Source organism: Thermoanaerobacter siderophilus SR4, assembly GCF_000262445.1.
Classification (GTDB): Bacteria; Bacillota; Thermoanaerobacteria; order Thermoanaerobacterales; family Thermoanaerobacteraceae; genus Thermoanaerobacter; species Thermoanaerobacter ethanolicus.
In genome coordinates, this window is the sequence record NZ_CM001486.1 from 968,531 (window position 1) to 976,701 (window position 8,171).

8 protein-coding genes and 3 pseudogenes are annotated in these 8,171 nt (G+C 32.4%); 1 reads left to right on the forward strand and 10 read right to left on the reverse strand.

The genetic code is table 11. The features are described from left to right. Nucleotides 1–71 precede the first annotated feature (71 nt). The 4 genes and pseudogenes from THESIDRAFT1_RS04725 to yabQ all read right to left on the reverse strand — a co-directional run bounded on the left by THESIDRAFT1_RS04725 (nt 72) and on the right by yabQ (nt 2,390). Nucleotides 72–976 (reverse strand): annotated as a pseudogene (locus tag THESIDRAFT1_RS04725) (Ppx/GppA phosphatase family protein). 62 nt (nt 977–1,038) lie between these two features. Further along, on the reverse strand, nt 1,039–1,470 hold the full coding sequence (locus THESIDRAFT1_RS04730; RefSeq protein WP_003871162.1) for a S1 domain-containing RNA-binding protein: 432 nt from the start codon (nt 1,468–1,470) through the stop codon (nt 1,039–1,041). 87 nt (nt 1,471–1,557) lie between these two features. Continuing rightward, nucleotides 1,558–1,845, reverse strand: a complete 288-nt coding sequence (locus THESIDRAFT1_RS04735; protein WP_003871163.1) for an FtsB family cell division protein — start codon at nt 1,843–1,845, stop codon at nt 1,558–1,560. Nucleotides 1,846–1,913: 68 nt separating this feature from the next. Then, the gene (gene yabQ, locus THESIDRAFT1_RS04740) at nt 1,914–2,390 is read right to left on the reverse strand and encodes a spore cortex biosynthesis protein YabQ (protein WP_003871164.1); all 477 of its coding nucleotides are present in this window, start codon (nt 2,388–2,390) and stop codon (nt 1,914–1,916) included. 77 nt (nt 2,391–2,467) lie between these two features. Between yabQ and THESIDRAFT1_RS04745 the strand changes: the two are divergent. Continuing rightward, a pseudogene (locus tag THESIDRAFT1_RS04745) lies at nt 2,468–4,086 on the forward strand (putative manganese-dependent inorganic diphosphatase). A gap of 2 nt (nt 4,087–4,088) precedes the next feature. Here THESIDRAFT1_RS04745 and THESIDRAFT1_RS04750 read toward each other — a convergent pair. The 6 genes and pseudogenes from THESIDRAFT1_RS04750 to THESIDRAFT1_RS12925 form a co-directional block, all read right to left on the reverse strand. Next, a complete protein-coding gene (locus THESIDRAFT1_RS04750) occupies nt 4,089–4,718 on the reverse strand; it encodes an MtnX-like HAD-IB family phosphatase (protein ID WP_004398787.1) in 630 nt (209 codons plus the stop codon). A gap of 16 nt (nt 4,719–4,734) precedes the next feature. Next, a complete protein-coding gene (locus THESIDRAFT1_RS04755) occupies nt 4,735–5,394 on the reverse strand; it encodes an extracellular solute-binding protein (protein ID WP_006569703.1) in 660 nt (219 codons plus the stop codon). Nucleotides 5,395–5,502: 108 nt separating this feature from the next. Then, a complete protein-coding gene (gene yabP / locus THESIDRAFT1_RS04760) occupies nt 5,503–5,799 on the reverse strand; it encodes a sporulation protein YabP (RefSeq protein ID WP_003871168.1) in 297 nt (98 codons plus the stop codon). Between the two features lie 88 nt (nt 5,800–5,887). Beyond that, a complete protein-coding gene (locus THESIDRAFT1_RS04765) occupies nt 5,888–6,868 on the reverse strand; it encodes a SpoIID/LytB domain-containing protein (protein ID WP_003871169.1) in 981 nt (326 codons plus the stop codon). A gap of 55 nt (nt 6,869–6,923) precedes the next feature. Beyond that, nucleotides 6,924–7,169 carry an RNA-binding S4 domain-containing protein gene (locus THESIDRAFT1_RS04770; RefSeq protein ID WP_006569704.1) on the reverse strand — a complete coding sequence of 82 codons (246 nt, stop codon included), beginning with the start codon at nt 7,167–7,169 and terminating at the stop codon, nt 6,924–6,926. A 104-nt stretch (nt 7,170–7,273) separates the two neighbouring features. After that, nucleotides 7,274–7,988 (reverse strand): annotated as a pseudogene (locus THESIDRAFT1_RS12925) (group II intron maturase-specific domain-containing protein); the annotation flags it as partial. Nucleotides 7,989–8,171: the final 183 nt, after the last annotated feature.

Consider the following 8,171-nt stretch of genomic DNA (forward strand, 5'->3'; position numbering starts at 1 on the left):
TATATTATATCTATATCTTTAAGTCAATAGTTTTTTATCCACTTTTGCAACTTCAAATGAAAATTCCATTTCTATAGCTTAAATTCCCCAAATTTATAGAGGACTGCTCCTTCTAAATTATCCCACTCACTAACCGTTATTTCTTTGAAACTCAGCATTTCTAATATAGTCAGTAATATAGCAGTTCCCGCAATTATTATATCAGCCCTTTGGGGCTGCAATCCAAAAATTTTTTTCGTTCTTCCAATGTAACAGACATAAATTTATCTAAAATCCTTTTAATTTCTTCCTTTTTTAACTGATAGCCATGGACTTTTTCTTGAGAATAAATTTCTAATTGCTGAGAAACTGCGGCAAGAGTTGTTATCGTTCCTCCTATGCCGATAACATTTTCAACCTCTTTGTACTTATCAATGGAATTTACCACTGCATCTATTATGTGTAACCTAATTTCATCATATTCCTCAGTTGTAGGAGGATCATTTTTAATAAATTTTTCAGTAAGCCTCACAGCCCCTATATCAAAACTTTCTTTTACAAATTCTCTACCTTTGTACGCTAATTCAGTACTTCCTCCTCCTATATCTAACACCAGAGCATCTTCCTTATTAACTCCCATCACCGCTCCGATGTATCCAAACAAGCTCTCTGTTTCTCCATCTATAATTTCTACCTCTAGCCCAAGTTTTCCAATTTGCTCAAAAAAAGCATCTTTATTTTTAGCATCCCTCATCGCAGATGTTGCAAAAGCATATATAACTTCTGCGCCTTTTTCTTGGGCCAATTTCACAAAGCGTTCAATCACTTCAATGCTTCTCTGTATCGCATTATTATTTAACTTCCCCGTTTTAGAAATTCCTTCCCCTAATCGAGTTATTTCAACGTCTTTTTGTATCTTGTTTATATTTTCATTATCTATGTCACATATAAGTTGGCGTATTGAATTTGTCCCTATATCAATCGCACAAATTCTCATAATAACCCCCAACTATCACAGGTAAAAACCCTTTATGAAAAATCTTCGGGCATAACCCGAAGTTAATATCCATTGCTTCTTCTGTAGCCTGTGTTTCTTCTCTTGGAATCAAAATTCTTTCGCAGCTGTTGCTGTCTTTCGTCTGAATCCTTTAAAAACTTAAGCAATCTCTCTTCAAAAGAACTATTAGTATTATAATTCCTATTGCTCTGCCATACAAAATCCTTTGGATCTCTTTCTTTATTATTATTATTTTTTTTAGGCAAAGCCTTTTTGATTGACAAACTTATTCTTCCATTAGCATCCATGGACAATATTTTTACTTTTACTTTATCATGCTCCTTCAAATGCTCCCTAATGTCTTTTACATAGGTATTAGCAACTTCCGAAATATGCACCAACCCAGTTTTTCCCTCTGGTAGCTGAATAAATGCTCCAAAGTCTGTGATGTTTAACACAGTGCCCTCAACAACATCTCCAACCTCAAATGGCATATAAATAAAGATCCTCCCTCTAAAAATTTTATTAATGAGTTCATTATATATTAAAATACAAAATATTTCAAGATAAATTTTTCGAAATCACTTTTTTGTCTCTTGTGTCTTAGTTTTTGAAATATCTACATAAATTATTTCTCCTTTTTTAACCAACCCCAATTTTTGCCTTGCCTCATTTTCAATAAAACTTTCACTATTTATCTGGTGAAGTAATTCATTTAAATACTTATTTTCTTTCATTACTGCAGCTTCTTTATTTTTCAAATCCCTATACCTATTATTAAGTTTCTCTAATGCAACTTGCTGCTGAAAAAAAGTAAATCCAATATATGCAATAAAGGCAAAAAACAATATCTTCTTTAGTTTTTTCACTCAAAACACCTACTTTCACAATGCGGATTAATCTATTATTTTTATTCGACATCTCTTTAAAAAATCCTCTATTTTTTCCTCTTAAAAATCTTAAAATAGGTTAAATTATTTTTTAGAAAAGCACCAGGCAAAGTTAAAATTTTTCTTGTAAACCTATAAGGAACAATAAAAAAATTGACTACTATTTTAACAGGGTATATAATAATTTCTGCCATCTTTTTTAAAAACTTTATTGTAAATTCATAAATTCCAATTAAAGCTTGGGTGATGAAATAACTTAGTAACACATAATAAAGAATAACTCCAATTGCAAATCCTAAAAAACTATAAAGCCTGATTTCAACGTAATTGCTTATATACATAAAATAAAGCATAGTAATTGTCCCAAAAAGCCAAAATATAATATCGGCAATATTAGAAAAAGTTTTTTTAAGCCTAAAAACTTGCCTTGTCACTTTAAAAATATCGTATATAAATCCCAGCACAAAACCGCCATACACTGTAACTAAAAATGCATAAATTTGACTTTGTATGGTTATTACCATTTACATACCCTCCTTTTCTTGTTATATTATATTTATCCACTGCAACAAGAATGAAACTAAAATAGGGGCGATGCATCATGACAACAGTATATGTTTCCGGACATAAAAATCCAGATACCGATTCTATTTGCTCAGCTATTGCTTATGCCTATCTAAAGCGCATATCTGAAGGTATAAATGCTATACCTGTTAGATTAGGTCCTATAAACCGAGAGACAAAATTTGTATTAGACTATTTTGGAGTAGAAAAGCCTACTTTTATTGAAAATGTATATACCCAAGTACAAGACATTAAATTTGATAAATCTCTTGTTTTTAAAGAAAACACCTCCATGTTTGAAGCATGGAACGCTATGATGGAAAAAAACATTAGAACAATAGCAGTAGTAGATGAGGAGAACAAATTAATAGGAATTGCAACAGTAGGAGATTTGGCAAAGGCATATCTTTCCTCTTCTCATGAATTATCTAAATATAAAATTCCTATTGACAATATATTAGCTACTTTGAAAGGAGAAGAAATTTTAAGATATGTAGATTATCTTGAAGGCGACATTTTAGTAGCTGCAATGTCCAAAGAAAATGTGTTAAAAAGAATAAAAAAAGGAGATATCTTAATCGTTGGAGACAGAGATGATATACAGCAAGCTGCAATTCAACAAGGAATAAAAGCTCTCATAATTACTGGCAATAACGGAATTTCAGAAAAAATTTTTGAACTAGCTAAACAATACAAAGTAACAATTATAAAAGTTGTACCAGATACTTTTGACACTGTTAAATTATTAAACCAAAGTATACCATTATCATATGTAATAAAAAAAGAAGACCTAGTAACATTTAGAGTCAGCGATTATATTGATGATGTAAAAGAAGTAATGTTAAAATATAGATACCGCAACTTTCCAGTTGTCGATGAAGAAGGAAAAGTTGTAGGACTACTTGCAAGGCGACATATTTTAGACTATGAAAGAAAAAATGTAATAATGGTAGACCACAATGAATTCTCTCAAGCAGTAGAAGGAATAGAACAAGCAAGAATATTAGAAATAATTGACCATCACAGGATTGGGACGATAGAAACAGAGCAGCCAATACTATTTAGAAACCATCCAGTAGGCTCTACTGCTACAATTATAAATCGAATTTTTGAGGAAAAAGGGCTAATCCCAGAACCGAAAATAGCGGGAATAATGTGCGCTGCTATTTTATCAGATACTCTTGTATTTAAATCCCCCACTTGCACACCAGAAGACGTAAGAGCAGCTAAGAAACTTGCAGAAATTGCTAACATAGACATAAATGAGTTTGGAACTGAAATGTTCAAAGCAGGTACCTCTTTAGAAGGGAAAACTGTTGAAGAAATATTTTATACAGATTTTAAAGAATTTACAATAAATAATTATAAAATTGGCATAGGTCAGGTGAATACTCTCACAGATGCAGGAAAATTAAAACAAGACCTAATAAATTTTATGGAAAAAGTAAAAAAGATAAAGGTTATGATATTTTACTACTTATGCTTACAGACATAATAAACGAAGGATCTGAAATACTTTTTGTAGGAAATAATAAAGAATTGTTGGAAAGAGCCTTCAACGTACAAATAAAAAATAACAGTTTTTACCTCCCATATGTCATCTCAAGAAAAAAACAAGTATTGCCACCTATTATTAAAGCGATAAACTCCCAATAAGTTTATCGCTTTAACTTTTCTATTATATCGCCAAAATTTTTAAAAGAAATATATGGAATATCATTTTCTTTGCAATATTTTTCTAAAACCCCCTTTGCAAAAACCTCATCAGCATATTTCACAACACAAATATCTGAATATCCATCTCCTATATATACTACATAATACCCCTCATTTTTGTATCTATTCAATACTTCCAGCTTACACATACCACATTTGTTGCAATCCTTGCTCTTATATGGAAAATCCACTTTTATTTCTCCCTTATCAAACCAAAGCTTATTGCTATAAAACTCTACATTAAACCCATACTTATCCATAATGGCCTTTATATTAAAGTCATATCCATCACTCACTATTACAACTTCATAATTCTTTACTTTGCAAAAATTTAAAAACTCCAAGAAATAATCATCTATCTCAATAGTGTAAAGCAAATCCAAAAGTTTTTTCTCGTTCATTTCCATAAGCTTTAATGTCTCAATTGCGCATTCTTCAGTAGACATTTCCCCCTTTTCCCATAATTCCTCATAATACTGCCAACCATCCTTTGCAAACTTATTCACCATCAAATCAACAGTATCTACTTTAGTAACAGTACCGTCAAAATCTACTAAAAAGACTTTCTTCAATTAATTTTCTCCCCCTTTATTTTATATTCAAAAGCCATTTTACAAATTTTATAGCCAAATCTTTGTGCTGTCCATTCGCAATAATTGCAACAATTTTATCATTATAGTCATATCCTAAATTTTTTAAATATTTATTATTCCATCCAACGTATATTCCGTAAGCACCTGGTTTTACCTCATTAGAGGGTTCCTCTACTTTTGCCACATTTAACCCTGATAAATTTAACTCCTTTATCTCATCCAATCGCAAAAAAGCTCCTTGACTTGCCAATATATCAAAATTATTTTTATCTAAAATAATGACATCTATATCTTGCGCTCCCATTCTGGCCATTAATTTTTGAGTTGAGGCAGGGTCAAGAGTAAAATTGCCATTTGGATTTTTTACAAGCCCATAAAAATCAATAGAAGCTTGTTTTTTGCCTGAAGGATCGCCAATCAATTCTTTAGTAACCTCTTTGCTAAATTCATTTAACCTATCAAAGTCCATATATTTCCCCACGAAGGCAATATTCAATACATATTCTTTTCTATTTAAGACACTGCTTGTAAAAGCGCCTAATAGATAAATCACCAATATGCCTGTGATAATATGAACTTTATAATAGTCCCATATATATTCCACTTTTTCTTTTGTAGTCATGTTTCTAAACCAATTTTTTCTCTCCTCACTCATTTGTTTCACACCTCTCTACTTCCTTTGCGCAAAAATATCCAAATTTATTATAGCAATTAAACTTTTTAAAATCGAGTATATAAAACAAAATAAGCCGCAACATGCGACTTATCTAAACATTCTACTTATGAATCCCCCTGATTTTCCTATAAGGCCACTTTTGTCACTGTAATTTAAATTTACTATTTCTCCATCAATTGACACTTGTCCGTCATCAAGGTTCAATTTATTAATGTGAAGCCCTTGACCTCTTATTGTCAAAATTCCCAAATCCGTCTCCAATATTACGGTTTCTTCGTCAAAGCTTACAACATTTGTTACCCCAGAAATACTGATTTTTTCTCTATTTTCAATTGTAATATTATGAGGTTTCCCCGCTCTTAAAAAGTTCCTTTTATCTTCCATTTTAAACCTCCCCTCTTTTTAATTGACTATTATTATCTATGAATCTTGTACTTTTTTTAGAACAAAAAAATCCTCCAATAGGAGGACTTCAATCCCAAATCTTGACTATATTTATGCTTTTAAAGTAATAGTTTAGTATGTCTTTCGCCTTTTTCCCCTCTTTAGCCATTTGATAAGCTCCCCATTGAGACATTCCTACACCATGCCCAAACCCTCTTCCTTTTATCACTAATTTACTTCCATCATAGGAAACCTCATCTATCATGGTAGATTTTAGTTTTTCACTTCCAATTGCCATTCTAAAATCGGGAGCATTTACAGGAATCTTATCGAAAAGAAGGTTTATCGTCCTGCCTGAAGCTCCTTTTGTTCCTATTTTGACAGTTTTAAAGTCATTTATTCCAAGCCCCATTTTTTTTAACGCATTAATCACTTCACTTTTTGTAAAAGTAGCTGTCCAATGCTTTACATTAGCCGGTGCATCAGGACTATCATTTGACTTTACACTTACAATGTAAGGAGGTTCCGCCTTTTTATAATTAAGGCCTTCTTTAGCTAAAGCAGTTTGTCCTGCTGCATGAGAGTGAAACCATGCATTTATAAATTTTCCGTCATAGACAGCAACTACACCTCTTGTATCTTTTACTGCTTCTTTTATTTTAGAATTTATATTTGAAGGGTTCCAAGCTTGAGCCTCTTCAAAATCTGTTGATATATCAGCTCCTGGATATTTAGACTTTTTAGTGCTTACAAAATTTAAAACATATGTCCTTGCTAAAATCGCTTGTGCTTTTAAAGCCTCAATTGGCCAGTCATTCTTTATTTCTCCTGCCACCGTTCCTTCAACATACTTTTCTAGAGGCATTTTTTCTATTTTGCCCGTTTGCACAACATAAACTTTAAGAATAGGCTCTTTCTTCTCTCCTGCATTTATTTTGGCAGGTATTTTAGGTAGTTCCATTCGAGGCTTTTTTATTGGTTCAGGTTTTTTGGCGGGCGGCTTGCAGGAAGTCATGGCAAATAACAAAGCTACTAACACCGCAATTAATTTCAGTATGTTCCTATACAATTAAAATCCCTCCTATACTTTTGTTTATAGTATTTGAGGGATTTTCACAAATCATTCATTCTTCTATCAATTTATACATTTTGTAAGCCTCGTCTTTTAAAGCATGTTCCTTTACATCTATAACCTCTATTTTGACAATTTTATTTCCAAAGCTTATCTCTATTATATCATGTTCTTTTACTTCGTCACTAGCTTTTGCCTGCTTGCCATTTATAAAAACTAATCCTTTGTCACAGGCCTCTTTTGCAATCGTACGCCTTTTGATAAGCCTTGAAACTTTCAAAAACTTATCAACTCTCATGTGCTTTTTACCCCCCCATGCAAAAATCGAGTAGGAGCTGAATAATTATTTTATTCAGCGTCCTCTCACACCACCGTACGTACCGTTCGGTATACGGCGGTTCATTAGGAATTGTGTACAATTAGATATCTTTGGGATAAACTCTTATAACCTATGCTTTCAAAGTATTTATTTGTAAGAGTCTTATTTAGGATTGGGCTATTGGATATTCTCCAGTAGCCTTTCCTTGTATTGGCGTATTCCCAGGCTTTTTGTTCTTCTACTCCTAGTTTTACTAAGTTATCATGCTTCGTTTTTATCTTCTTCCATTGTTTCCATATACATGCCCTTAGTCTTCGCCTTATCCATTCGTCAAGGGTTTTCATTATGCTTTTCGCGTCTGCTAATCCAAAATAGTTGACCCATCCTGTTGTTATTTGATTTAGTCTTTTTATTCTGTTTTCCATGCTTATTCCCTTGTTCCGATTGGTTATTTCTCTTACTTTTTCCTTAAACCTTTTGATGGATTTTTCATGGATTCTTATTCTTACTTCGTTTTCTTTTGTGTAGAATGAAAATCCAAGAAATTTTCTTCTTCATGGTCTATCTACAGCACTTTTTGCTTCGTTGACTTTTAGTTTTTAATTTGCCTTCTATGAATTTTCTTTATGCTCCTCATTACTCTGTTTCCTGCAGACCTGCTTTTTTCCATAATATGTTGCAGTCATTCTCCATATCGGGCAAAATTTTGTGCCCTCTCCCTTTAAATTTCTTTGGTCTATTTCCCCCCAACATTATTTTTTGCCAAAAAGGGGAACTTAAAAGGCCCCCCCCTTTGGGGGGGTCCCCCTTCCTTTTTGTTTAAAATTTTTTGAATTTCCGTTTTTTAACAATTACCCCCCCGGAAATTTTTAAGGGGAATTTTTTTCCAAAAAATAAAACTTTTTTAAAAAACCCCCTTTTTTTTTTTTTCCCCCCCCCCATAAATCCCCCCCCCCTTTTTTTTTTTTATATATGAGTTTT

Coding starts and splice junctions, on each gene's coding strand:
- THESIDRAFT1_RS04730 (WP_003871162.1), bottom strand. CDS start 1,470: ATGCCATTTGAGGTTGGAGATGTTGTTGAGGGCACTGTGTTAAACATC.
- yabQ (WP_003871164.1), bottom strand. CDS start 2,390: ATGGTAATAACCATACAAAGTCAAATTTATGCATTTTTAGTTACAGTG.
- THESIDRAFT1_RS04755 (WP_006569703.1), bottom strand. CDS start 5,394: ATGAGTGAGGAGAGAAAAAATTGGTTTAGAAACATGACTACAAAAGAA.
- yabP (WP_003871168.1), bottom strand. CDS start 5,799: ATGGAAGATAAAAGGAACTTTTTAAGAGCGGGGAAACCTCATAATATT.
- THESIDRAFT1_RS04770 (WP_006569704.1), bottom strand. CDS start 7,169: ATGAGAGTTGATAAGTTTTTGAAAGTTTCAAGGCTTATCAAAAGGCGT.